The sequence below is a fragment of the Mycobacterium sp. ABE4_509 genome (assembly GCF_056160785.1).
Map to the genome: position 1 here is coordinate 1 of NZ_JBSWXU010000018.1, position 24,906 is coordinate 24,906.

Here is a 24,906-nt window from a genome sequence, read left to right on the forward strand (position 1 = left end):
CCATGGCGGCGGTGGCCGCGGCGGCGACGTGGAGCCTGGCCGCACTGGCCATGCCGCGCACCACGGCATCGGTCGCGGAACGTCTGTTGGCCGGATCGGTCGCCGGGGTGGCGATCGTGGCCGTCGGCGTACGGATCCTGGGCGCCGCGGATGCGCTGACGACACCGGTGCTGGCCGGGGCGGCGGTCGTGGTCGCCGGCACCGTGGCCGTCGCGGTGGTCGTTCGCGGGGTCGGGCTGCCGGTTCCCCAGCGCCGGCCGGTGGGCATCGCCACGGCCCCGGTGCTGGTGGTCGCGGCGGTGGCGGTGGCGCTCGCCACCGCGGCGGCCTACCTGCTGCCGGTGTGGCAGTGGGATGCGCTGGGATACCACCTACCCTACGTCAACTTCGCACTGCAGCACGGCACCCTGGCCGATGTCCCCGCCGACGTGCCGTATCTGTCGACGTACCCGAAGCTTGTCGAGAACATCTTCATCGCCTGGCGGGCAATGCTTCCCGACGACACCCTGGTGGATCTCGGCCAGCTGCCGTTCGGCCTGCTCGGTGCCCTGGCCATCGCGGTCATCGCGGGCCGTCTCGGTGCCCGGTCCGACGCCGCGCTGGCGGCCGGCGCGGCGTGGCTGACGCTGCCCGCGGTGTTCCTGCAGCTGCCGACGAACTACGTCGACGTCGCCGCGGCGGCGCTGGCCTTGTGCGCCATCGCTTTCCTGCTGGGGCCGGCCGACCGGGTCCGGCTGATGTTCGCGGCGGTCGCGCTCGGGCTGTTCCTGGGATCCAAACCCACCGCGCCGGTGGCTGTCGTGTTGCTCTTCGCTGCGCTGACCCTCGTCGCGGTACGGGCCGGCCTGGGTCGTCTGGTCCCGGTCGCCGGCCTGCTGGCGTTCGTGCTGGGCGCCGAGTCATACGTGAGAAACATTGTTCGCCATGGCAACCCGGTGTGGCCGGTACAGCTCGACATCGGCCCGGTGCAGCTGCCGGGCGAGTACGCGGTGGCCGATCTGCTGGCCGCGGGAGCCGCCGCGCCACGCACCCATGGCAACCTCGCCGAACGGGTGCTGGGGTCGTGGTCGGTGCTCTGGCCGCAGGTGCCCGCCTTCGACATGCGCGTCGGCGGGCTCGGTGTGCTGGTGCTGGTGGCGATCCCGGTCGCCGCCGTCGGGCTGGCGCGACGGTTCGGCGGATGGGCGGCGGTGGGGGTGGTGCTCATCGTCGCCGCGACGCTGGCGACACCCGAACCCGCGGTGGCGCGCTTCGTGCTGGCGTTCGCCGGGCTGGCGCTGGCCGCGGCGGTGCCCGCGACCGAGCTGCTGCGCACCCGGGCCTGGCTGCACGTCACGGTGTTCTGGCTCATCGCCGCCGGTGCGGCGCAGAATCTCGTCGCCGCCTACCCCGGCCTGCACGGCGAAGGTCCGCCGCTGCGCGCCTACCTGGAGATGACCGACGAGCAGCGGCGCCGTGCGGTGGGCGCGGCCGGCCCGCCGGGGCAATTCATCGACGCTGTGGAGTCGATGCGTCCCGGGGAGATCGCGCTGTTCGACGGAACCGTCGAACTGCCCTACCGGGTGTGGCCCTACGACCTGGCCACGGCGGCCGCCCGAATCCCCGATGATGCGGGGGCCGACGACATCGAGCGGCTGATCCGCGCCGACGATGTCGGGTTGGTGGTCGTCGGTATGGACACGGTGGCCGAGCAGGTGGTGCGGGACGATCCCGGTGAGTTCACCAAGTTGTTCGACTGCCCGGCCACCGCGTGCCGGGTCTTCGGCAAACGGGGGCGGTAGCACAGCTCGGCGTCGTTCGGCGGGGGCACGTGTGAACTCCGAGTTCGGGGAAACATCGGTGATAGGAGCTGTCGGCACCCTTCAGCGATGGCATGATGGCCGGATCTGAACCGGCCCCTTGCGAGGGGGAGCACCAGGAGCGTCGAGGCAGGGGAAGCGTTTCGTGTACGTGGCGGTCGCGTGGATGTTGGCCATCTGGCTGGCTTCGGTCGCGGTCGTCTACGGCGCCAACCGCATCATCACGGGCTCGCCGGGCGTGGTGGTCGGCGCACCGTTCCAGTCTGGTTGGCTGCCGCAGGAACACGCGCTGTCGCGCTACCACGTGCGCTGGTACGCGGCCACTCTGGTGTTTCTGGCGTTCGACGTCGAGATGCTGTTCATGTATCCGTGGTCGGTGGTCGTCGCGAAGCTGGGCGCGTCGGCGATCGTCGAGATGTTCGTGTTCCTCGGGGCGCTTCTGGTGGCGGTCGTGTGGGCGTGGCGAGAGGGCGCGCTGCGGTGGGTGTAGCGGATCTGGCGGTGAAACTCGCCGCGTGGCGCCCACATGTGCTTCCCGTCGAAGTGCCGGGGCAGTGGCGGCTACGGGCGCACCTCGAGCATGAATTGGCCAGGCGCGGTTGGCCGACGGCTTCCTCGCCGGCCGATGCCGACGTGTTGGCGGTGTGCGGGGAACCCGGGCCCGGTGTGGCCGAAGCAGTGGATCTGGTGTGGGATCAGTTGCCTGGTCCCCGTGTCCGGATAGCGGTGCGGGCTGATTCCGAGGTGCCCACCACGCTCGACGACGCTGCGGCCGGGTTGCGCGACACCGGCCGTCAGCGCGAGGACGCCCGGCGGCGACCGGCCCAGCCGGCGCTGCCGCCGGCAGACATCGGGGGCCATGAGGGTATGGACCACGGGGGCCATGAGGGTATGGACCACGGGGGTCACGAGGGTATGGACCACGGCGACATGGACATGGCGCCCGCCGGTATCCCCCTCGCCGAGGGCGCCGACGACCGCGACGGCCTCGAGATGGACGTGCTGCGCGTCCGTTTGGGCCCGATCCTGCCGTACTGGCCGGGCGGCCTGGTGCTGCACTGCACCCTGCACGGCGACCTCATCGCCGACGCCGACGCCTCATGGCTGGAGCCCGGGCACCTGCCGGTGTCAGATGCGCCCGGTGTGGCTGCAGCCAGGCAGTGCGACCACCTGCGTGACCTGCTGGCCCTGGCCGGCGTTCCGCGCGAGGCCGAACGGGCACGCCGGGCGCGCGACGCATTGCTCTCCGGCGCCGAACCAGGGCAGGTGAGGCCACTGCTCGACGACCTCGAACGTGCCGTGCGGCGGGGCCGCATGCTGAGGTGGTCGTTGCGCGGTCTGGGTGCGCTCTCCGAGAACGACCTGCACCATCGTGGCCAGCCGGTGGGGTGGGCCGGGGATGCCTACGACCGGTTGCTGCGGCGAATCCAGCTCATCGGCAACGGTATCGACCCGGACACCGTCGGTTCGGGCAGTCTCGCGGGCTTGCCGTCGCTGGTCGCCGGTCTGGATGTGGCTGCGGCCCGCCTGGTGATCGCCAGCCTCGGTCTCGACGTCGCCGCCCGGGCGGACGCAGGCCGCCATGGCTGAGCCGGTGGTGGTGCCCGGGGTGTGGTCGCTGTTGGCGGCCGGGCTGCTGGCCGCGCTCGCCTGCTACGCCGCCGGCCTGAACGCGGTGCTGAAGACGCCTGGAAAGCCTGCCCAGACGTTCCTGGTGGCACCGTGGGCCGAGGCCGCCCGCCTTGTGCGGCAACGCAGGCGCGGCACGCTGGCGGCCGACACCTTGCTCTTCCGGGTCGGGGTCACCGGCATGCTCGCCGCGGCGCTGCTGATGATCGTCGTGGTTCCGCTGGGGCGCTGGACCCTGTTCGACCTCGACGTCGGCGTCGTGTGGTTCAACGCGATGGACGTCATGGTGTGGGCCCTGGTGTGGCTGGTCGGCTGGGGCGCCAACTCCGTGCATCCCCTCATCGGCGGCTACCGATTCCTGGCCCAGGCGCTGGGTTACGAACTTCCGCTCATGTTCGCCCTGGTGGCGCCGGCCATCGCCGCCGAGAGTCTGAACCTCGGCGCGGTCGCCGCCGCTCAACAGGATCTGTGGTTCGTGGTGTGGATGCCTGTCGCATTCCTGGTGTACTGCATTGGGGTCGTGGCGTTTTCGGTATCGGGACCGTTCCGTGCGGCGCGTGCTGCCGACATCGCCGGAGGTGTCACCGCGGAGTTGTCCGGTGCCGACCGGCTGTTGTTCGAGGGAGGTCGCTACGCCCTGCTCGCGGCCGGTGCCGCGTTCGCCGTGCCGATGTTCCTGGGTGGCGGTGCGGGGCCGGTGCTTCCGGACTGGTTGTGGACGATCGTGAAAACCGTTGCCGTGCTGTCGGTGTTGATCTGGATCAAACAGCGGATTCCGACGCTGCGGCCGGACAAGTTCATGGAGGTGGGCTGGCTGGTGCTGCTGCCGGCAGTGATGCTGCAGGACCTGGTGGTCGCCGTCGTCGCGGTGTGGAGGGGTTGAACGTGCTCACCGATATCGTCTTCTGGGTCACCGCGGTGGTGGCGGTGGCCGGCGGGGCCGCGGTGTTCTGGGTCGACTCGATGGCCCGCGCCACCTATGCGCTCGCCGCGTCGTTCGTAGCGGTCGGCGTCGCGGTGCTGCTTCTGCAGCAGAACTACATCGGGGTCATCGTCATCCTGATGATGGTCATGGAGATGGCGGTGATGGCCGTCTACATGGTCATGTTCATGGGGATGAACCCGGCGCTGATGCCGATGAGCATGGTGCACGGAAAACGGCTCTCACTGGTGATCGCCGTCGGAACCTTTCTGCTGCTGTCGGCGGGCATTCTGCTGGCCGACTGGCCGTCGCGGCGCGGCGCTCCGGCGCCCGATGTGACGGCGGCACTGGGGGAGGCGCTGATGGGCGCGGACATGCTGGTGATGATCGTCATCAGTCCGGTGATGGTGGCCACCATCGTCGCCGGAGTGGTGCTGGCCTCACGCCGCACCCGCTACGACCGGTTCGGTGACGACCTCGACCGTCGGCCGGGCCGCGATCCGCAACCCGGAGGAGTCGGCCGATGACGTTGCAGGCGGTTCTCGTGGTGGCGGCCGCGATCTTCTCGGTCGGCCTGTACGGTGCCATCTCCCAGCAGGTCGTCGTCATGGTCATGATGGGCCTGGAGCTGATGATCAACGCGGTGATCCTGGCGGCCGCGGCATTCTGGTGGTTTCTCGCACCCCTGGCGTCCGGGCAGGTGCTGTTGCTCGTGGTGATCGCCGCCATGACGGTCGAGATGGCGATGGGCTTCGCGGTGGCGACGCTGCTGCATCGTGACAAGCAGGCCGACATGACCGATATGGCAACAGATCTGTCCGGGTGATCGCAGCGATGATGACGACGCACTGGGCGCTGTGGGGTCTGATCCTTGTTCCGGCCGTGGCCGGGATCGCGCTGCTGCTCGGTGCGGTGTGGGGACGGGATCTGGGCCGGGGCGCGGCGGTGGTGTCGGTCGGGGTCTCGACTGTGGCGCTGGCCCTGGCGTTCTGGGTGGCCGGCGCCCGCCCCGAGACCGGCGTGCCGTTTGTTGCCGGCGCCGACTTCGGACTGCAGGTCGACGCGCTGTCCGCGGTGGTGTTGCCGGCCGTGGCAGCGGTGACGCTGCTGGTGCTGCTCTACGCCAGCACCGACGCCACCCTCACGGGTGGGCGTTTCCACGGCTGGATGCTGGTGTTCGCGTCGGCGGCGATGTTGACCGCCAGCGCGTCGACCATGCCCTCGCTGTTGCTGGCCTGGGAGGTTATGGGCGCGGCGTCCTATGCGCTGATCGGGTTCGGGTGGCGTGACGCATCGCGGATGTCGGCCGGGCTGACCGCGTTCACCACCACCCGCACCGCCGACCTGGGCCTCTACCTGGCTGCCGGCGCCGCTCTGGCCGGAGGTGCCGGCCTCGGACTGGACGACTTCAGCGACTCGACCCCCGGCTGGCGCCACGTCCTGGCGCTGGGCGTGCTGGTCGCGGCCCTCGGGAAGGCGGCCCAGCTGCCGTTCTCGTTCTGGCTGTCCCGGGCGATGCACGGGCCGAGTCCGGTGAGCGCGCTGTTGCACTCGGCGGCGATGGTCGCGATGGGTGCCTACCTGCTCTTGCGTACCGCCGACTTGCTGGCGGCCACCGGGTGGGCCGATACGGTCGCGGTGGTGTGCGGGGCGGCGACCGCCGTGCTGCTCGGCGCCGTAGCGGTGGCCCAGCGTGATCTCAAGCAGTTGCTCGCCGCGTCGACCTCGGCGCAGCTGGGCTTCGTGGTGATGGCCGCCGGGCTTGCCACCGTCAGCGGTGGGGCGGCGCAGCTGATCGCGCACGCCTTCACCAAGGCGGGGTTGTTCCTCGCGGCGGGGGCGTGGCTGACCCTGGTGGGGAGCAAGCAGTTCGAGGTGCTGCGCGGGGTGGGGCGGCGCTGGCCGGTGGTCGGCACGACAGCCACGGTGGCTGCACTTGCGTTGGCCGGTGTCGCACCGCTGTCGCTGTGGGCGACCAAGGACGCGGTGCTCGCCGCGGCACTGGAGCGGTCGGCGTGGTTCTACGGCGTGGGTCTGCTCGCGGCGGCTCTGTCGGCCGCCTACGCCGCGAAGATCCTGGTGGTGATCTGGCTTGGCGAGCCCACCTCGGCCGACGGCGCGGCGCTGGAGGAAGCGCCACGGTCGTCGGCGCGCCTGACGATGGTCGAACAGGCTCCTCTGGTGATACTGGCTGTCGGTGCGGCTACGGCCGGCCTGTTGGCGCTGCCCCCTGTCGGTCCCTGGCTGGGCCGGTTGCTCGACGGCGGCGCCACCCCGCATGCGGGGGTCGTGGAGTGGACGGTCTCGGCGGCCTTGGCTCTGGCGGTGGTGTTGGCGGTGCTGCGGTTCGGGGTGCTCGAGCCCCGTTGGGCGGCAGCATGGCTGGGGCTGGAGCGCGCGACGCAGGTCGCGGTGGTGCGGCCCGCCGAGGCGCTGGCCACCGCGCTGGCGCGATTCGACGACCGTGTCCTCGATCGCGGTGTCGATGAGCTGGCAGCCGGCGCGGTGCGGGTGGCCGAACGGACCCACCGGCTCGATGTGCGGGTCGTCGACGGCGGCGTCGAGGCGCTGGCCGCAGGAGTCCGCCGGCTCGGTGACGCGGCCCGCCGACCCCAGAGCGGTCAGCTCTACCAGTACTACGCCCTGGCCGTCGTGCTGCTCATGTTCGGCGCCCTACTTCTGGTGATGGTGAGATGACATGCTGAGCCTGATCGTCTTCGTCCCACTGGCCGCCGCGGCGCTGCTGGTCGGGGTGCCGCGGCTCGGCGATGCGGCGGCCCGGTGGATCTGGGTGGCCGTCGCCGCCGTGGAAATGCTTCTGACGCTGGCGTTGTGGATCGGGTACGACTCGCCGCCGCCCGGTGCGCTGGCCTTCGAGGAACAGGTCCCGTGGATTCCCGGGGTGAACAGCAGCTACCACCTCGGTGTCGACGGATTGTCGCTGCCACTGATGCTGCTGACCGCGGTGGTGTTCCTGGCCTGCGCGATCTTCGCGCTGCGTCGCACCGACCGCAGCCGCACCGAGGCCGCGCTGTTCCTGTTCCTGCAGTGTGTGAGCTTCGGCCTGTTCGCCTCCGCGGATCTGATCCTGTTCTTCGTCTTCTTCGATCTGTCGATCGTGGCGATGTATTTCGTCATCGCCGGCTGGGGGCACGGCGACGCCGGCCGCTCGGCGATGAAGTTCTTCCTCTACACCTTCCTCGGGTCACTGGCCCTGCTGGTCGGTTTCATCGGGCTCTACATCGCCGCCGACCCGCACACGTTCGACATGGTCGAACTGATCGCCGCGACGCCGCTGGCGGGCAGCCCGCTGGCCGGAGGGCTGGTGCTGGCCGCGATCCTGTTGGGGCTGGCAGTCAAGACGCCGACCTTCCCGTTCCACACCTGGTTGCCGCCCGCGCACACCGACGCACCGGCGATCGGCTCGGCGGTTCTGGCCGGGGTGCTGCTGAAGATGGGAACCTACGGCTTTGTGCGCATCGCGATGCCGATGTTGCCGCAGGCCTGGCGGGACTGGGCGTGGGTGATCGTCGCGGTGGGTGTGGTCTCGGTGCTCTACGGGGCTCTGGTGGCGTTGGCCCAACAGAACCTCAAACGCATGATCGCCTACACCTCGGTCAACCACATGGGCTACATCGTGATGGCAGTCGGTGTGGCCGGGCTGATCGCCGGGGACACCGCAGAGGCTCGTTCGGTGGCGGTCACCGGTGCGGTCACCCAGATGGTCAGCCACGGGTTGATCACCGGGGCGCTGTTCCTGCTGACCGGTGTCCTCTACGACCGGGGCGGCAGCTACGATCTCGGCGGCTACGGCGGGCTGGCGGGCAAGGCCCCGAAGTTGGCCGCCCTGTTCGCCGTCGGCGCCTTCGCCTCACTGGGCCTGCCCGGCTTCTCCGGATTCATCGCCGAATTCCAGATATTCGCCGGAAGCATCGCGGCAGCACCGGTCACCGCAGTCGCGCTGCCGGGGATCCTGATCACCGCGGCCCTGTTCCTGCGTGCCTATCAGCGGATCTTCACCGGACCTGCCGGGGACGGGATCGAGGACTTCACCGACCTGCGGACCAGTGAAACCGTTCCGGTGGTGGTGCTCCTGTTGCTGTCGGTGGCGATCGGTCTGATACCGGGGCCGTTGCTCGCGCTGATCGAGCCCGCGGCCGGTGCCGTCGTCGAGCTCGTCGGGCGGTGAGGTGTGCGACCACTGCTGATGCTGCCCGAAGCCCTGGTGTTCGGCGCCGCCCTGCTGGTGTTGATCACCGGTTCCTTCCTGCCCCGGCGCCGGCTGTGGTGGACCCGGGTGCTGGCCGTGGCGGCGCTGGCGGGTGCGGCCGTTGCGGGAGGGGCCGCCATGGGCGGCGCCGACACGGCGGCGTTCGGGGGAGCGTTCGCCGTGGACACCATCACGGGTCTGGCCCGGATCCTGGTGCCGCTGGCGACCGCGCTGGTGGTGGCGGTCGCGGCGGAGGAGATCGGCGGAAGTGCCCGGGAGAGCGAGGTGTACGCGCTGCTGTTGTGTACCACCGCCGGTGTGCTGGTGCTCTGCGGTGCCGACGATCTGCTGGTGCTGGCGACGGGCTATCTGCTGGCCAGCATCCCGCTGTACGCCCTGATCGGAATGGCCGGTTCGGCGCGCAGTGCCGAAGCCGTGATGAAGACCTACCTGCTGGGTGCGCTGGCCGGCATCCTGCTGCTGCTGGGCATCGCCGTGCTCTACGCGATGGCCGCGGCGACCCGCTATGCCGATCTGGCGGTGCAGCTGCCCGGCGCGTCGGGGGCGGTCGTCGGGGCGGGAGTGATCGGGGTGCTGGCGGGTCTGCTGTTCAAGGCCGGAGCCGTTCCACTGCACTTCTGGGTGCCCGACGCAGCCCAGGGCACAACCGGATACGCGGCGATGTATCTGACCACGGTGCCCAAGATCGGCGCAGTGGTGGCGCTCTATCGGCTGGTTGTCGCGCTGCCCGACGACGTGGCGTGGCCGCTGCTGGTGGGTCTGCTCGCGGTGGCCGGAATGACGCTGGGAAACCTGGCCGCCTTCTGGCAGCAGGACCCGCGCCGGCTGCTGGGATGGTCCACGGTCAGCCAGGTCGGTTTCCTGTTGGTGCCGGTGGCTGCGGTGGGTGCCAGCGATCTGGCAGTTCCGTCGCTGCTGTTCTACCTGGCCGGCTACACGGTGACCAATATCGCGGTGTTCGCGGTGACCACGGCGCTGCCGCAGGCCCGCCGGTTGTCGGACTACCGGGGAATGGCCCGGACCCAACCGTGGCTGTCGGGAGCACTGGTGGTCGGGCTGCTCGGGCTGCTCGGGACACCGCCGACGGCGGTGTTCGTCGGCAAGTTGACCACGGCCAGCGCGGCGTGGGAGGCCGGTGCGCCGTGGCTGACCGTCGCGGTCTTCGTCAACACGTTGATCAGTTTGTTCTACTACCTGCGCTGGATCGTGCCCACGTTCCAGGCGGCCGGTGGATCGACACCGAAGATGTCCTCACCGCAACGGTTCTCCAGCGTGGTCGCGGTCGCGATGGCAGCGTTGAGCGTGCTGCTCGGGATCGCCGCCGGAAGCCTGTGGGCGGTCCTGGCAGCGGCCGGCTGACCGCTCGGCCTGGCCACTGCAGGCCGGCGCGTGCTCAGGTCGTCGCGAGGTTGGCTTCCAACAGCCCGGCCAGTGCGGCGAACCCGACCTCGGGGGTGCCCGGGAGTTGCGGGATGGTCGGGGCGACCCGCGCCAGGATCCGGGCCGCGGACTCCCCGGCCTCTGTGGCCAGCTTGGCCATGTCATGGCCGAGCAGGTGGGCTCCGCGCTTCACGCAGCGCCCGGCGACATAGACGGCGGCGATGTCCTCGGGTGTGGTGTGGAAGACGACGGTGGCCGCGGGGTCGTGCACCGGGCGCTGGCGCACCGAGTCACCGCCGATCACCACCAGGTCGGCCTGCTTGCCGGGCGTGATCGAGCCCAGTGTGTCCGCGCGTCCGATCGCCTCTGCGGCATTGATCGTGCACCATTCGATGGCCTGCAGTGCGGTGGTGGACAGCACCGCGGGGTCGGACCCGCTCAGGTTCGTGGCCTCGGTGTCGGCCCAGCGTTTGAAGCCCAGACCGAGGCGCATCTGGGTGATCAGGTCGCCGCTGTTGAGGGAGATGACGTCGCAGGACAGTGTGGGTTTGATGCCGTGGCGCTCACATTGGGCGAACACGGGCCGGCCCATCCCCATGTTGAGTTCGGTCTCCGGCGAGATCGACATCTTGACGCCCAGGTCGGCGAGAACGCTGAAATCGCTGTCCGACAACGTGTTGCAGTGCACCTGCACCTGGTCGGGCCCGAACAGTTCGGCCGCGGCGACGGTGCCGAAACCCGACGGCACCGACCACGTCGCACCGAGGTGCGCCACCACCAGCCCGCCGTGTTCGCGGGCGGCGTCGATCTCTGCTCGGGTCTGCGCCAACGGCACCAGGCCGTACTCGTTCAACGAGGCGCCGAGGGTGACCAGAGCGTCCTGCGACGGGAAGTGGGTGTTGGCGACCCGCTCGAAGTCGGCCAGGCGTTGCGCGTGATCGGTGAAATACGCCGGGGCTCCGGGGCTGCTGTCGAAGAAACCGTACCCGAACACGGCCCGCCCTCCCGCCGAGCGCAGCCCCGCCACGGCGGCATCGGCATGGTCGGGGGTGTTGATGCAGTGGGAGAAGTCCAGGATGGTGGTCACCCCGCCGGCGAGCCCGTCGAGCGCACCGAGCTTGTTGCCCAGATGGACGTCCTCGGGGGTGTAGTGCGGGCTGATCCCGAAGCGGATGCCGAACAGGTAGTCGGTCAGCGTCCAGTCGCCGGCGATTCCGCGTAGCTGGGTCTGCCAGGTGTGCCGGTGGGTGTCGATCATGCCCGGCATCACGATCTGGCCGGTGACGTCGATGATCTCGGCGTCGACGTCGAGCCGGGGGGCGACCGCGGCGATGCGGTCGCCGTCGATCAGCACGTCGCCGGTGCTGAGCACGCCGATGGCGGGGTCCATCGACAAGACATGGCCGCCGCGCAGCAGTGTTCTCGTGCCGTTCATCGTCGACCTCCATGCTCGTGCCGGATATCCCCCGGACTGTACAGACACGTTAGCGAATATTTTCGACAATCTGTTGACTAGTAGTGGTGGAGTCGGGGATTGTGGACGGTGAGCGCCCGGTCCCGGGCCGCGTCAGCGAGGAAAGTGGGCCGTTAATGCGATGGGTGACATATGAATCCGACGGTGCAGATCGCGTCGGCCTGCTCGACGGCGACACCGTGCGGGGTCTTGCCGCCGGCGTGAGCCTGGTCGAGCTGCTGGCGGCAGGGCCCGACGCGATGCGCGAGGCCGGTGAGTCGGCCACCCGTTCACCGGCCGAGGTGCGCCCGCTCGCCGGGACCCGGCTGCACGCTCCGATCCCGGAGCCCCCGTCCCTGCGGGATGCGTTGGGCTTCCTCGACCATCTCCGGGCCGCGCTGCGCGGGGTAGGCATGAGCACCGACCTGGCTCCGGCCTGGACGCAGATCCCGGCGTTCTACTTCGGGAACGCCGGCGCCATCGCCGGTCCCTATGACCCGATCGAGATCCCGACCGGCTGCCGCTGGTTCGATTTCGAACTCGAGGTCGGCGCGGTGATCGGGAAGCCGGGCCGCGACATCGCACCCGAGGACGGCGAGAGCCACATCGCCGGGTTCACGCTGTACTGCGACTGGAGCAACCGCAACGCTCAACTTCACGAGATGCAGCTGGCCATCGGACAGGGCAAGTCCAAGGACATGTCCGTAACCCTGGGGCCGGCACTGGTGACGATCGACGAGCTCGAACCGTATCGGGTCGACGGGCGACTGGCCTTCGACCTCAGCGCCAGCGTCAACGGGCGGGAGATCACCAAAGGGTCGCTGGACCAGATGGATTGGTCGTTCGGCGACATCATCGCCTACGTGTCACGCGGAGTGGACCTTCGGCCCGGCGACGTCATCGGCTCGGGCACCGTGCCCGGCGGGTGCCTGATGGAGCACATCGACACCGGTGACCCGGCGACATTCACCGGCTGGCTCAACCCCGGTGACGTGGTGTCGCTGGCCAGCAACGCACTCGGCTCCACCCGCCAGGAGGTGCTGGCCTCGACCGGCACCTTCCACCCGCTGAAGTCGGGGTTCTGAGATGGTGCCGTTCACGAAGGGGCTGCACGAACTCTGCGCCGACACCTGGGCGTGGCTGGGCCCGGACGGCAGCTTCGGCTGGAGCAACGCCGGCCTGATCCGCGGCGGAGCGCGAACGCTGCTGGTGGACACCCTGTTCGACCTGAACCTCACCGGCGAGATGCTCGACGCGATGGCCCCGATCATCGCCGAGAGCCCACTCACCGATGCAGTCAACACCCACGCCAACGGAGACCACTGCTACGGCAACCAGCTGCTGCCGGCAGAGACCCGCATCCACGCCGCCTCGGAGGTCGCCCACGAGATGCACGAGGCGCCGCCGGAGATGCTCGCCACGATGTCGAAAATGGACCTGGGGCCAGTGCTGACCCCCTACGTCCAGAAGCGATTCGGGGCCTTCGACTTCACCGGAATACAGCTACGCGATCCGGATACCGACGTGGAGGGCTCGGTGAGTCTCGATCTGGACGGCCGACGGGTCGACATGATCAAGCTCGGACCTGCCCACACCGACGGAGATGTCGTGGTGTGGGTACCCGACCGCCGGGTGCTGTTCGCCGGGGACCTGCTGTTCATCGGCGGCACGCCGATCATGTGGGCCGGACCGATCGAGAACTGGATCACCGCCTGCGATGTCATGATCGGCTGGCAGCCCGACATCGTCGTGCCGGGGCACGGGCCGGTGACCGGCGTAGAGGGAATCCACGCCGTGCGTGACTATCTCGTGCACGTGGACGGTCAGCTCAGTGCCGCCATGGCGGAAGGCAAGGAGTGGAAGCAGGCGGCGTGGGAAGTCGACCTCGGGCCGTTCGCGACGCTGCCCGACGCCGACCGGGTCGTCGTCACGGCGTACCAGACCTACCGGCACCGGCAGCCGGATACCGCCGAGCAGTCGGTCGTCGAGCTGTTCACCGGGATGGCCGAGTGGGAGCTCTCGCGCGCGACCTCGTGACCCGGTCAGCGCTTCCGTTTCCTGGGGATCCCGAGAATGCGCATGGACGCCTCGACGAGATTGTCGGCGAGTTCCTTCTCCTCGGCGGGTTCGTGTTCGCGGGAGAACAGCATGAAGAAGTTGCGTTCGACCATCCAGGCGGCCATTTCACACGCGGCCCGGGCATCGCCCTCGGCGGCGGTGTCGGCGGCCTCGTCGTCGGTCAGCTTGGGCACCATGGCGTCCAGGCACGCATCCATGACCGAACGCCAGTTGGCGGTCGCGTTGCCGCCGTGTGAGCCGCGCTCGACGGCCGCGCAGAAGACGGCGCGATGGTTCTGCCAGGACCACAGGCACGCGTCGATGAACTGCGCCATCAGATCGGGTATCGGCTTGTCGTCGACATCGCGCAGCGCGCGTAGCGTGAGCTCCTCCGACCGCAGGTCGATCAGGGCGTCCACCAGGGCCCATTTGTTGTCGAAATAGAAGTACACCCCGGATCGGGACAGCCCGGCGCGGGCCGCGACGTCGTCGAGGGTCAGTGCCTCGGCGGTGACTTCGCCCAGCAGCTCTTCGGCGCTGTCGAGCAGCAGTTCGCGGCGCCGGTCGCCCTTGCGTGGAGCTCCCGGATCGAACTTCCGGCGGGCCGGCGGTGTTGGTTGCTTGCTCTTGGCCACGACCCGAGCCTATCTCTTGAAGCCACGCGGTGTCGCCGTGGTGCCGATCACTGCTGACGAGACAGCGACTTTTTTCGACAAAACGTTGATTTTGCTCGGTGTGGTGTCGATACTGTGCAGACGTTCCATTCCCGACCTCAGGAGAGCCATGGCAGGCGTGCAAGCCGGCGACCGGACAGCCGACGAGATCCTCGGAGAGTTGTTCGGCGGCACGGCCAGTGACCCGTTTCCGCTCTACGACGAGCTCCGTGAGCTGGGCGACGGAATCCACCGTTGCGATCTGATCGGCGGCCACATCCTCAGCCGATACGCCGACTGCCGGCAGATCGGCAGCGAACCGAGAACGTTCTCCAGCGACATCTTCGCCACCACCGCACCGGGGATCCACGATCCCGAGGATCCCGAGCATCGCCGCTACGCCGCCACGGCCAGCCAGCTGTTCATGTTCGCCGATCCGCCGCGCCACACCAGGATTCGCTCCACCTTCCGGCACGCGTTCACCCCGGACGCCGTCCGCGGCTGGCGGGCGGCGGTCGAACGGGTCACCGACGAGGTGCTGGGCAAGTACTCACCGGGCCAGGAGATCGACCTGATGCCCGGACCGGCCGCCGAGATCCCGGTCGCGGTGATCGCCACCATCCTCGGTGTGCCCCAGGATGTCTGGCCCAAGTTCCGGGAATGGTCCATGGGATACGCGTCGACCTTCGACCCGATGGTGTTCGGCGAACGCCGCGACGCCGCGATCCGGACCACCCTGGAGCTGTTCGACTATCTGGCCGGGCTGATCCGGGAGCGCCGCGAAGACCCGGCCGATGACCTGATCTCGCACATGATCGCCACCGAGACCATCGACGGCGGCCACCTCGACGACGCCGAAATGCTCTCGCAGGTCGCGCTGCTGCTGGTCGCCGGCAACGAGACCACGACCAACCTCATCGGCAACGGGATGACCCTGCTGTTCGACCATCCCGACGCAAGGCGTGCGGTGGCAGCCGATCCCGGCCTGGTGCCCACCGCTGTCGAGGAACTGCTGCGCTACGACACCCCGCTGCACATGACAGGTCGCAAGGTCGCCCGCGACACCGAGATCAACGGCCATCACCTGGAAGCAGGATCGACGGTGCTGCTGTGCCTGGCGGGGGCCAACCGCGACCCCAGGGCGTTCGAGAACGCCGGAGCATTCGACATCACCCGCTCGCCGAACCCGCACCTGTCGTTCTTCCACGGCATCCACTTCTGCGTCGGGGCGCCGTTGGCCCGACTGGAGGGGCAGGTCTTCTTCGAGAAGGTGTTCCGCGCCTTCCCCGACATCGCAGAGGGCAGCGAGCCCCCGGTGCGCCGCACCCTGAACATCTCCTCCCGGGGCTGGGTCACCCGGCCGGTGCGGCTGTGAGCGCACTTCGTGTCAGCGTGCGCGCCGAGACCTGCATGGCCAGCGGCGCGTGCCGGCGCGCAGCCCCCCGCGTCTTCGGAGCGACCCCTGACGGGTGGGTGACCCTGCTGGATCCGACCCCGGACGGCCAGGACAGGGAAGTGCAGGCCGCAGCCCAGAGCTGTCCGGTCGCCGCCATCGACGTCGAACCCGGCGACGAGCCATCGGCATGAGCATCAACATCGCCCAGTTCATCGTCTCGGCCGCCGGCCGCACCCCCGACCGGGTCGCCTGGCGGTTCGGTGACCGGCATTGTAGTTACCGCGAACTCACCGAACGGGTCAGCGGAACCGCCGCCACGCTGACGGCGCGCGGCGTACGGCCGGGGGACCGCGTGGTGATCCACCTCCCCAACGGACCGGAGTTCATCGAGATTCTGTTCGCGTGCTTCTGGGGCGGATTCGTCGCGGTACCGGTGCACTGGCAACTGGGCCGCGCCGAACTCGAGCATGTGATCGCCGACAGCGCAGCGGCGATGGTCGTCACGGCCAACGCCGCAATCCGCGCCGACGAGCCCCGGGCCGTCGACCCGGGCCTGCTCGAACCCGCCACTGCCGCGACCACCCGCCCGGCGGCCGTCGACGGTGCCGAGCCGGCCTGGCTCTTCTACACCTCGGGCACCACCGGACGCCCCAAGGGCGCGGTGCTCAGCCACCGCAACCTGGCCGCGATGACCATGAACTACCTCTGCGACGTCGACAACGTCGTCGAGGTCGTCGACGGGGCGAGGTTCCTGCACGCCGCACCGCTGAGCCACGGCAGCGGGATGTACCTGATCCCCGCGCTCGCACGGGGGGCCACCAACATCATCTCCGATGCGCCCCGGTTCGACCCGGCGTCCTACTTCGCGGCGATCGAAGCCCACCGCATCACCCACGCTACCTTCCTGGCGCCCACCATGCTCAAACGGCTGACCGATCACGGCAACGCCGAGGGCCGCGACCTGTCCAGCCTGACCGGTATGGCGGTCGGTGGATCACCGCTCTATGCAGCGGATCTGGACGCCGCACGAGCACTGTTCGGGCCCATCGTCACCCAGGTCTACGGGCAGGGTGAGTCGCCGATGACCATCACCGTGATGCGCGCCGACGATTCCCTGGCGGCCGGGCGGGCCCTGTCGACCGGCAGACCGTTCACCGGTGTCGAGGTGATGATCACCGACGCCGCGGGGCGGCCGGCGCCGCCGTGGGTCTCCGGCGAGGTGTGTGTGCGCGGCGACGTCGTGATGGCCGGGTACTGGCGCAATCCCGAGGCCACCGCGGCGACCGTCGTCGACGGCTGGCTGCGCACCGGCGACGTCGGCCACCTCGACGAGCACGGCTACCTGTTCCTGACCGACCGCACCAAGGACGTCATCATCTCCGGAGGGAGCAACGTCTACCCGCGCGAGGTCGAGGAAGTTCTGCTGCGGCACCCGGGCGTCCGGGAGGCCGCGGTGATCGGGGTGCCCGACCGGGACTGGGGCGAGGTGGTCTGCGCGGTGATCGTCGGGGACGGTGAACCGGCCGACGAGCCGGCGTTGCTGGACCACTGCCGGACACTACTGGCCGGGTACAAGCTGCCGCGCCGTTTCGTGACGCTGACCGACCTGCCCAAGAACGCCACCGGCAAAGTGCTCAAGCGGACACTGCGCGACCAGCTCGTGTCCGGGAGTCCGCGATGAACGCCGCCCGAACCGTCCTGGTCCCGCTGCGCGGGCTGGGCGGCTTCGTCCAGATGGCCTTCGAAGTGTTCGCGCTGATTCCACGTCGCCCCTTCGCATTCCGCGAGTTCCTGCTGCAGTCGTGGTTCGTGGCCAAGGTGTCGATAGCCCCCACCCTGCTGCTGACCATCCCGTTCTGCGTGATGGTGGTGTTCACCTTCAACATCCTGCTGGTCGAGTTCGGGGCGGCCGACTTCTCCGGAACCGGAGCCGCCTACGGGACGGTCACCCAGATCGGGCCGATCGTCACCGTTCTGGTTGTCGCAGGTGCCGGGGCCACCGCCATGTGCGCGGACCTCGGCGCCCGCACGATCCGCGAAGAGCTCGACGCGCTTCGGGTGATGGGGATCAACCCGGTTCAGTCGCTGGTCGTGCCCAGGGTGCTCGCCGCCGCGTTCGTCGCCACGCTGCTCTCGGCGGTGGTGATCCTGGTCGGGATCGCCGGGAGCTTCCTGTTCTCGGTGTTCGTCCAGCACGTCACGCCCGGGGCGTTCGCCTCCGGCATCACGCTGATCACCGGTATCGCCGACGTCGTCCTCGCCTTCGTCAAGGCTGCGCTGTTCGGTCTGACCGCCGGACTGATCGCCTGCTACAAGGGGGTGCACGTCGGCGGGGGGCCCGCCGGGGTCGGCAACGCGGTCAACGAAACCGTCGTCTACACGTTCATGGCACTGTTCGCGATCAACATCGTGGTCAGCGCGATCGGTATCGAGGTCACCCTGTGACCGTCGCCCGGACGCCCTATCCCACGTTGCGCCGGGTCGGCCGCCGGTGGCTCGACGGGCTGGAACGCGTGGGCGAGCAGAGCCGGTTCTACGCAGCGACCCTGCGGGCCCTCACCGATGCCGTGCTGCACTACCGGATCGAGCTGATGCGGCTGATCGCCACGATGAGCCTGGGCACCGGGGCGCTGGCGATCATCGGCGGCACCGTGGTGATCGTCGGGTTCCTGACATTGTCCAGTGGTGCGGTGATCGCCGTCCAGGGCTACAACCAGTTCGCCGAGGTCGGGGTCGAGGCGCTGACCGGTTTCGCCTCGGCGTACTTCAACGTGCGGTTGATCGCGCCGCTGGTGGCCGCCATCGGGCTGGCGGCCACGATCGGAGCGGGCGCGACCGCTCAGATCGGGGCGATGCGGATCAACGAGGAGATCGACGCGCTCGAGGTCATCGGGGTCCGGTCGGTCGCCTACCTGGCATCGACACGCGTGCTGGCCGGCGTCATCGTGGTCGGCCCGCTGTACTGCGTGGCGGTGCTGATGTCCTTTCTGGCAGCGCGATTCGGTACCACCGTGGTCTACGGCCAGTCCTCGGGGGTCTACGACCACTACTTCACCACCTTCCTCAACCCGGTCGACCTGATCTGGTCGTTCGTGCAGGCGGTGGTGATGGCGATCCTGATCATGCTCGTGCACACCTACTACGGATTCACCGCATCCGGCGGACCGGCCGGCGTGGGTGCCGCCGTGGGCCGGGCTGTCCGCACCTCGCTGATCATCGCCACGTTCGTCTGCATGTTCGTCACGCTGGCCGTCTACGGCCAGTCCGGCAATTTCAACCTGTCGGGGTAGCGGTGGAGACGGTGCGGCCGCGACGCGGCGAGCGGGCGATCCACCCGCTGTGGTGGACGGTGATCACCGTCGTGGTCGTCGTGGTCTTCGTCGGGGTGTCGACGGCGTCGTTCGCCGGCACCTTCCGCGACTTCGTTCGGGTCACCCTCACCTCGGACCGCTCCGGTCTGGTGATGGAATCAGGCGCGAAGGTCAAGATGCGAGGCATCGCCGTCGGCCGGGTGGCGGGTGTGCGCGGGGGCGGCGAGCAGGTGAGCCTGGAGCTGGACCTCTATCCCGATCAGGTGCGCTTCATCCCCGGCAATGTGCAGGCACAGATCCGGGCGACCACCGCCTTCGGTGCCAAGTACGTGGACCTCGTCTACCCCGAGCGCCCCAGCGCCGAACATGTGCGCGCCGGTGCCGTGCTGCACGCACGCAACGTCAGCACCGAGGTCAACACGGTGTTCCAGAACGTCCTCGCGGTGCTCGACCGCATCGACCCGCCGAAACTCAACGCCGTGCTGAGCGCGCTCGCCGAGGGGGTACGGGGACTCGGTCCGCGCATCGGCGAGGCCACCACCGCCGCAGACCAGGTGCTGACCGTCGTCAACGACCGTGCCGAGGTCGTGCGTGCCGACTGGAATGCGCTGCAGGGATTCAGCGCAACGTATTCCGACGCGGCGCCGGATATCGTTCGGATGCTGGCCGCGGTCGTCACCACGGGCACGACCGTCGCCGAACGGGCCTCCGACCTCGACGCCCTGCTGCTGGCCACCACCGGACTGGCCAGCACCGGAAACGCACTGCTGGCCGACAGCGCGGCAGACCTGGTCCGGGCGGTCAACACCGCCGAGCCGACCACCGAACTGCTCAGGAAGTACGACCCGACCTACACCTGTCTGCTGCAGGGGTCGACGTGGGTGCTCGACAACGGTGGCCGCCAGAACCTCGGCGGCAACGGCCGTTCGGTCGTCCTCGACGCCACGCTGTTGTTCGGTGACGACCCGTACCGGTATCCGCAGAACCTGCCCGTCGTCGCCGCCAAGGGAGGCCCGGGTGGGCAACCGAGCTGCGGATCGCTGCCCGACGCCTCGAAGAACTTCCCGGTGCGCCAGCTGATCACGAACACCGGTTGGGGAACCGGCCTCGACGTCCGGCCAAACCCTGGCATCGGGAACCCGTGCTGGGCCAACTACTTCCCGGTCACCCGTGCGGTACCGGAACCACCGAGTATCCGCCAGTGCCTGCCCGGCCCGGCGATCGGCCCGGTGCCCTACCCGGGCGCGCCCGCCTACGGGGCGCCGCTCTACGGTCCCGGCGGCACCCCGCTGTGGCCGGGCATACCGCCGGCGCCCCCACCCGTTCCAGCGCCGTGAAACCCAGCGCCAGCAGACCTTTCGCTGAAACGAGGAAACCCCGATGAAGGACGACCTGACCGGAGCCGTATGGCGGCTGGCGGTCTTCGTGGTGGCCTGCGTGGTGGCGATCGTCTGCTGCGTGCTGATCTTCGCCCAGTTGCGATTCGGCGAAGACACGAGCTACCGGGCGGAATTCGTCAACGTCACCGGGCTGGAGCCGGGCAACTTCGTGCGCATCGGGGGAGTGGAGGTCGGCAAGGTCAAGCACATCTCGATCCGGCGCGACGCGGTCGCGGTCGTGGAGTTCTCCACCGAGGACTCCGTCGCGCTCACCCAGGGGTCGGAGGCGGCGATTCGGTATGACAACCTGATCGGCGGCCGCTACCTCGAACTCCTGCAGGGAGCGGGCGACCCAGCCAGGCTGGCCCCCGGACAGACCATCCCACTGCAGCGCACCCGGCCGGCGCTCGACCTGGACGCGCTGATCGGCGGATTCCGTCCGCTGTTCCGGGCGCTGGACCCCGAGCAGGTGAACGCCCTGTCGGCTCAGCTGATCTCAGCTTTCCAGGGGCAGGGGGCCACCATCGGTGCGTTCCTGTCCCAGACCGCGTCGTTCACCTCCGCGCTGGCCGAGCGCGACGAGCTGATCGGTCAGGTGATCGTCAACCTCAAGACAGTGCTGGGCACGTTGAGCGAGCAGAGCACCGAGGTCGACGAGACCGTCGTGACGCTCTCCGAGCTGGTGTCCGGCTTGGCCGAGGGCCGCACCGAGCTGGCCTCCGGCCTCGCCGAAGTCAGCGCCGGCGCCGCCGAACTGGCCGGTGCGACCGAACAGATCCGCCGGCCGCTGCCGGAGATGCTGCACCAGACCGACCGGGTGGCCGGCATCGTCGTCGCCGACCACGACTACGTCGACGATCTGCTGAACACCCTGCCCGAGGCCTACCAGATCCTCGGCAGGCAGGGCATCTACGGTGACTTCTTCAGCTTCTACCTCTGCGAGGCGGTCCTCAAGCTCAACGGCAAGGGCGGACAGCCGGTGTACGTGAAGATCGCCGGACAGTCGTCGGGGCGGTGTGCACCACGATGAGGACACCGGCGAAACGTGATCCGGCGCTGCTCGGAGTGGTCGGACTGGCGCTGGCGGCCGGGCTGACGTTGCTGGGGCTGAACTACGATCGCATCCCGTTTCTGAACCAGAAGTCCACCTACGTGGCCGAATTCGCCGATGCGAGCGGACTGCGCACCGGCGCCTCGGTGCAGGTTTCCGGGCTGCCGACCGGTGAGGTGACCGATGTGCGGCTCGTCGACTCCCGGGTGGTGGTGCACTTCACCGTCGACGACGACATCTTCCTCGGCGACCGCACCGAGGCCGCGGTGAAAGCCCGCAGTGTGCTCGGCGCCAAGATGCTCGAGATCACCCCGCGTGGTGAGGCGCAGATGTCAGGGCCGATCCCCACCTCCCGCACCACCCCGGCCTACCAACTCCCCGACGCGCTGGGCGACCTCGCCGAAACCGTCAGCGGACTCGACACCGACGGGCTGGAAACCTCACTGCGGACGCTGGCGGACACCTTCCGCGACACCCCCGCTGACCTGCAGCTCGCGGTGCAGGGGGTGTCGCGCTTCGCCCGCAGCCTCAACGAGCGCGACGACGAACTGCGGGCCCTGTTGGCCGACGCCAACCGGGTCACCGGGGTGCTGGCCCGGCACAGCGCCCGGGTGACCACGCTGGTGAGCGACACCACCGCACTGCTGGCCGAGCTGCAGGCCCACAGCACCGCGCTGGACCTGCTGAGCGCCAACGTGTCCCGGGTGTCCGGAGAGCTCACCGAGTTGATCGCCGAGAACCGCGACACGTTGCCCGACACGGTCGCCAAGCTCAACGGGGTGCTCACCATCGTCGACAACCGCAAGGAGCGCATCCAGGAATCGATCAGGCTGCTCAACCAGTACTCGATGTCGCTGGGCGAGGCGGTGTCGTCGGGCCCGTTCTTCAACGCCTACGTCGCCAACCTGCTGCCCGGCCAGTTCGTGCAGCCGTTCATCGAGTCGGCGTTCTCGGATCTGGGGCTCGACCCCAACGTGCTGCTGCCCTCCGAGCTGACCGGTCCGCAGACCGGGCAGCCGGGTACCCCGGCACTACCGGTTCCGTTCCCGCGCACCGGCCAGGGTGGCGAACCGCATCTGACGCTGCCCGACGCGATCACCGGCAATCCCGCAGACCCGCGCTATCCCTACCGTGAGCCGCCGCCGGCCCCGGCCCCGGGCGGGCCGCCGCCGGGACCACCGGCGATCGTCGAGGAGGTCGGCCCGTGAACCGGGGAGTCATCAGAAGAATCCTGGCAGTGGCCCTCGCGGCGGTGCTGGCGGCGGGGGTGACCCTGCTCGTCGCGGGTCTCGACGAAGCCGACCGGCTGCATCTGACCGCGTATTTCGACAACAGCAACGGGATCTACCCCGGCGACGACGTGCTGATCCTGGGTGTGCCGGTCGGCCGGATCGAGTCGATCGAACCGCAGCCGCAGCGCGCCAAGGTCAGCTTCTGGGTGGACGCAGACCACCCGGTTCCCGACGGTGTGCACGCCGCGGTCCTTTCTCCGCAGCTGATCTCGGCGCGGGCCATCCAGCTGAGCCCCGCATACCAGGGCGGCCCGACGATGCCCGACGGTGCGGTCATTCCGATCACGCGGACCGTCGTTCCGGTCGAGTGGGACGACTTCCGCGAGCAACTCGCCGAGCTCAGCGCCAGCCTGCAGCCCGACGGGCCCGACGGACAGAGTCCGTTGGGCGCGGTGATCCGCACCGCGGCAGACAACCTGCGTGACCGCGGCGACGACATCCGCTCGGCGGTGATCGAGCTGTCCCAGACATTCTCGGCGCTGGGTGACCACAGCGGCGACGTGTTCGCGACGCTGCGCAACCTGTCGGTCCTGGTGTCGGCGCTGCGGGACAGCACCACGGTGATGCGCGAGCTGAACGTCAACCTCGCGTCGGTGAGTTCGCTGTTCGCCGACAGCAGGGACGAAGTGGGGCAGATGATCCGCGACCTCGACACCGTGGCCGTGGACCTCGGCGAGTTCGTCGCCGAGAACCGTGAACCGCTCGGCACCACCGGCGACCGGCTGGCCGGCGTGTCGCAGGCACTGGTCGACAGCCTCGAGGATGTCAAGCAGACCCTGCACACCGCGCCGACGGCGTTGCAGAACCTGAACAACACCTACGAGCCTGCCCACTCGTCGCTGACCGGCATCGCCGCGATCAACAACTTCGCCAACCCGTTGCAGTTCCTGTGCGCCGCGGTGCAGGCGGCGTCGCGGCTCGGCGCCGAGCAGGCGTCCAAGATGTGCGTGCAGTATCTCGCGCCGATCGTCAAGAACCGGCAGTACAACTTCCTGCCGTTCGGGATCAACCCGGTCGTCAACGCCCAGGCCCGGCCCAACGAGATCACCTACAGCGAGGACTGGATGCGGCCAGACCATGTTCCGCCGGCGCAGACGGGCCCGCCGCCCGGCGCGCCCCTGCCCGCCGAGGCCACCGATCCGGCCGCCGGTCTCCCCGGCCTCATGGCCGGCCACCTGGACGGACAGTGAGATGCGCTTGAGGGCAAAGGTATTACGGGCATTGCGGCGCAGTCTGGCCGTCATGATCGCCGCGGTGGTTCTCGGTGTCTCGGGGTGCGGCTTGCAGAATTTTCAGGGGGTCAACTCGCTGCCGCTGCCGGGTACCGAAGGCGGCGGTGCGCGTTCCTTCCAGGTTCAGGCCCAGCTGCCCGACGTCACCAACGTCGCGCGCAACTCCCGGGTGCGGGTCGGTGACGTCACCGTCGGCACCGTCACGGCCATCGAGCGGCAGGGCTGGCATGCGCTGGTGACCATGCGCCTCGACGGCGATGTGAACCTGCCCGCCAACGCCATCGCCACGGTGGGGCAGACCAGCCTGCTGGGCGCGTTGCACGTCGAACTGGCGCCGCCGGTGAATACGCCGGCCAGCGGCCGGTTGCAGGACGGTGCGGTGATCCCGCTGTCGCGCGGCGCCGCCTACCCGACCACCGAACAGACGCTGGCGGCGGTGTCGATGCTGCTCAACGGCGGGGGACTGGGACAGGTCCACGACATCACCGGGGCGCTGAGCACGGCGTTCGCCGGCCGTGAGGACCAGCTGCGCGGATTCATCGAGCAGATGCAGCGGTTCGCGGCCAACCTCGACACGCAGAAGGACGACATCATCGCCGCGGGCGAAAGCCTCAACCGGTTGGCAGGTCAGCTGGCCGAGCAGCAACCTGTTCTCGAGGACGCGCTGCGCGTGCTGCCGGGCGCGCTGGCCGCGGTCAACGATGCCAAGTCCGAGCTGGTCACCGCCGCAGACGAATTCGGCAGCTTCGCCGCCACGACCGCCGGCACGCTGGAGCAGACCAGGGACGCGCTGAGCGCCGAGCTCGCCGATCTCGCGCCGGTCGCCGCGGCGCTGGCCGACGCCGGCCCCAGCCTGACCCGCTCGCTGAGCCTGCTGACCACCTACCCGTGGGTGAAGGAGACGCTGCCGAACTGGATGCGCGGCGACTACGCCAACCTCATCCTGGTGCTCGACATGACGCTGAGCCGCCTGGATGCCGCGATGCTCACCGGTACCCGGTGGGAGGGCGACCTGACCGAACTCGAGATGCAGTGGGGACGCACCATCGGGCAGCTGCCGTCGCCGTACACCTCGGGCAATCCGCTGGTCGTGCCCTACCGCACCGATCAGGGCCGCTGA

Annotated in this window: 21 protein-coding genes and 1 pseudogene; 20 read left to right on the plus strand and 2 right to left on the minus strand. The window is 69.3% G+C overall.

Annotated elements, in window-relative coordinates; genetic code table 11:
- From ACXAID_RS06315 to ACXAID_RS06355, 9 genes are all read left to right on the plus strand, one after another.
- Window positions 1-1,781, plus strand: a 1,781-nt coding sequence (locus ACXAID_RS06315; RefSeq protein WP_475021336.1) for a hypothetical protein, incomplete at its 5' end; no start/stop codon positions are given.
- Between the two features lie 163 nt (window positions 1,782-1,944).
- Entirely contained in the window at window positions 1,945-2,289 is a 345-nt protein-coding gene (locus ACXAID_RS06320) for an NADH-quinone oxidoreductase subunit A (RefSeq protein WP_475021337.1), read from the plus strand.
- Window positions 2,280-3,389 carry a hypothetical protein gene (locus ACXAID_RS06325; RefSeq protein WP_475021338.1) on the plus strand — a complete coding sequence of 370 codons (1,110 nt, stop codon included), beginning with the start codon at window positions 2,280-2,282 and terminating at the stop codon, window positions 3,387-3,389. Before ACXAID_RS06320 ends, ACXAID_RS06325 begins: the two co-directional genes overlap by 10 nt.
- On the plus strand, window positions 3,382-4,311 hold the full coding sequence (locus ACXAID_RS06330) for a complex I subunit 1 family protein (protein ID WP_475021339.1): 930 nt from the start codon (window positions 3,382-3,384) through the stop codon (window positions 4,309-4,311). Before ACXAID_RS06325 ends, ACXAID_RS06330 begins: the two co-directional genes overlap by 8 nt.
- Window positions 4,312-4,313: 2 nt before the next feature.
- Window positions 4,314-4,877, plus strand: a complete 564-nt coding sequence (locus tag ACXAID_RS06335; protein ID WP_475021385.1) for an NADH-quinone oxidoreductase subunit J — start codon at window positions 4,314-4,316, stop codon at window positions 4,875-4,877.
- Entirely contained in the window at window positions 4,874-5,176 is a 303-nt protein-coding gene (locus tag ACXAID_RS06340; protein WP_475021340.1) for an NADH-quinone oxidoreductase subunit NuoK, read from the plus strand. The genes ACXAID_RS06335 and ACXAID_RS06340 overlap by 4 nt, the downstream gene beginning before the upstream one ends.
- Before the next feature lie 8 nt (window positions 5,177-5,184).
- Entirely contained in the window at window positions 5,185-7,047 is a 1,863-nt protein-coding gene (locus tag ACXAID_RS06345) for a proton-conducting transporter transmembrane domain-containing protein (protein WP_475021386.1), read from the plus strand.
- 1 nt (window position 7,048) lies between these two features.
- On the plus strand, window positions 7,049-8,539 hold the full coding sequence (locus ACXAID_RS06350) for a complex I subunit 4 family protein (protein ID WP_475021341.1): 1,491 nt from the start codon (window positions 7,049-7,051) through the stop codon (window positions 8,537-8,539).
- Between the two features lie 3 nt (window positions 8,540-8,542).
- Window positions 8,543-9,940, plus strand: coding sequence for an NADH-quinone oxidoreductase subunit N (locus tag ACXAID_RS06355; RefSeq protein WP_475021342.1), 1,398 nt, complete (start codon window positions 8,543-8,545; stop codon window positions 9,938-9,940).
- Between the two features lie 34 nt (window positions 9,941-9,974).
- On the opposite strand, the gene ACXAID_RS06360 is transcribed toward ACXAID_RS06355, so the two are convergent.
- Window positions 9,975-11,396, minus strand: coding sequence for an amidohydrolase family protein (locus ACXAID_RS06360; RefSeq protein ID WP_475021343.1), 1,422 nt, complete (start codon window positions 11,394-11,396; stop codon window positions 9,975-9,977).
- 155 nt (window positions 11,397-11,551) lie between these two features.
- Between ACXAID_RS06360 and ACXAID_RS06365 the strand changes: the two are divergent.
- Window positions 11,552-13,451 (plus strand): annotated as a pseudogene (locus ACXAID_RS06365) (fumarylacetoacetate hydrolase family protein).
- Window positions 13,452-13,456: 5 nt separating this feature from the next.
- On the opposite strand, the gene ACXAID_RS06370 reads toward ACXAID_RS06365, so the two are convergent.
- On the minus strand, window positions 13,457-14,107 hold the full coding sequence (locus ACXAID_RS06370) for a TetR/AcrR family transcriptional regulator (protein WP_475021344.1): 651 nt from the start codon (window positions 14,105-14,107) through the stop codon (window positions 13,457-13,459).
- Window positions 14,108-14,255: 148 nt separating this feature from the next.
- On the opposite strand from ACXAID_RS06370, the gene ACXAID_RS06375 reads away from it, so the two are divergent.
- From ACXAID_RS06375 to ACXAID_RS06420, 10 genes are read left to right on the plus strand one after another with little or no spacing between them, the layout of a single operon-like run.
- Window positions 14,256-15,500 carry a cytochrome P450 gene (locus ACXAID_RS06375; protein ID WP_475021345.1) on the plus strand — a complete coding sequence of 415 codons (1,245 nt, stop codon included), beginning with the start codon at window positions 14,256-14,258 and terminating at the stop codon, window positions 15,498-15,500.
- A complete protein-coding gene (locus ACXAID_RS06380) occupies window positions 15,497-15,712 on the plus strand; it encodes a ferredoxin (RefSeq protein ID WP_475021346.1) in 216 nt (71 codons plus the stop codon). The genes ACXAID_RS06375 and ACXAID_RS06380 overlap by 4 nt, the downstream gene beginning before the upstream one ends.
- A complete protein-coding gene (locus ACXAID_RS06385; protein WP_475021347.1) occupies window positions 15,709-17,202 on the plus strand; it encodes an acyl-CoA synthetase in 1,494 nt (497 codons plus the stop codon). Before ACXAID_RS06380 ends, ACXAID_RS06385 begins: the two co-directional genes overlap by 4 nt.
- On the plus strand, window positions 17,199-17,966 hold the full coding sequence (locus ACXAID_RS06390) for an MlaE family ABC transporter permease (RefSeq protein ID WP_475021348.1): 768 nt from the start codon (window positions 17,199-17,201) through the stop codon (window positions 17,964-17,966). The genes ACXAID_RS06385 and ACXAID_RS06390 overlap by 4 nt, the downstream gene beginning before the upstream one ends.
- Window positions 17,963-18,811, plus strand: a complete 849-nt coding sequence (locus tag ACXAID_RS06395; protein WP_475021349.1) for an ABC transporter permease — start codon at window positions 17,963-17,965, stop codon at window positions 18,809-18,811. The genes ACXAID_RS06390 and ACXAID_RS06395 overlap by 4 nt, the downstream gene beginning before the upstream one ends.
- Before the next feature lie 11 nt (window positions 18,812-18,822).
- Window positions 18,823-20,169, plus strand: coding sequence for an MCE family protein (locus ACXAID_RS06400; RefSeq protein ID WP_475021350.1), 1,347 nt, complete (start codon window positions 18,823-18,825; stop codon window positions 20,167-20,169).
- A 43-nt stretch (window positions 20,170-20,212) separates the two neighbouring features.
- Complete coding sequence (locus ACXAID_RS06405) at window positions 20,213-21,241, plus strand: MCE family protein (protein ID WP_475021351.1); 1,029 nt, start codon at window positions 20,213-20,215, stop codon at window positions 21,239-21,241.
- Window positions 21,238-22,470 (plus strand): MCE family protein, encoded by a 1,233-nt coding sequence (locus ACXAID_RS06410; RefSeq protein ID WP_475021352.1) that lies wholly within the window; start codon window positions 21,238-21,240, stop codon window positions 22,468-22,470. The genes ACXAID_RS06405 and ACXAID_RS06410 overlap by 4 nt, the downstream gene beginning before the upstream one ends.
- Window positions 22,467-23,744 (plus strand): MCE family protein, encoded by a 1,278-nt coding sequence (locus ACXAID_RS06415; protein ID WP_475021353.1) that lies wholly within the window; start codon window positions 22,467-22,469, stop codon window positions 23,742-23,744. Before ACXAID_RS06410 ends, ACXAID_RS06415 begins: the two co-directional genes overlap by 4 nt.
- Before the next feature lies 1 nt (window position 23,745).
- A complete protein-coding gene (locus tag ACXAID_RS06420; protein ID WP_475021354.1) occupies window positions 23,746-24,906 on the plus strand; it encodes an MCE family protein in 1,161 nt (386 codons plus the stop codon).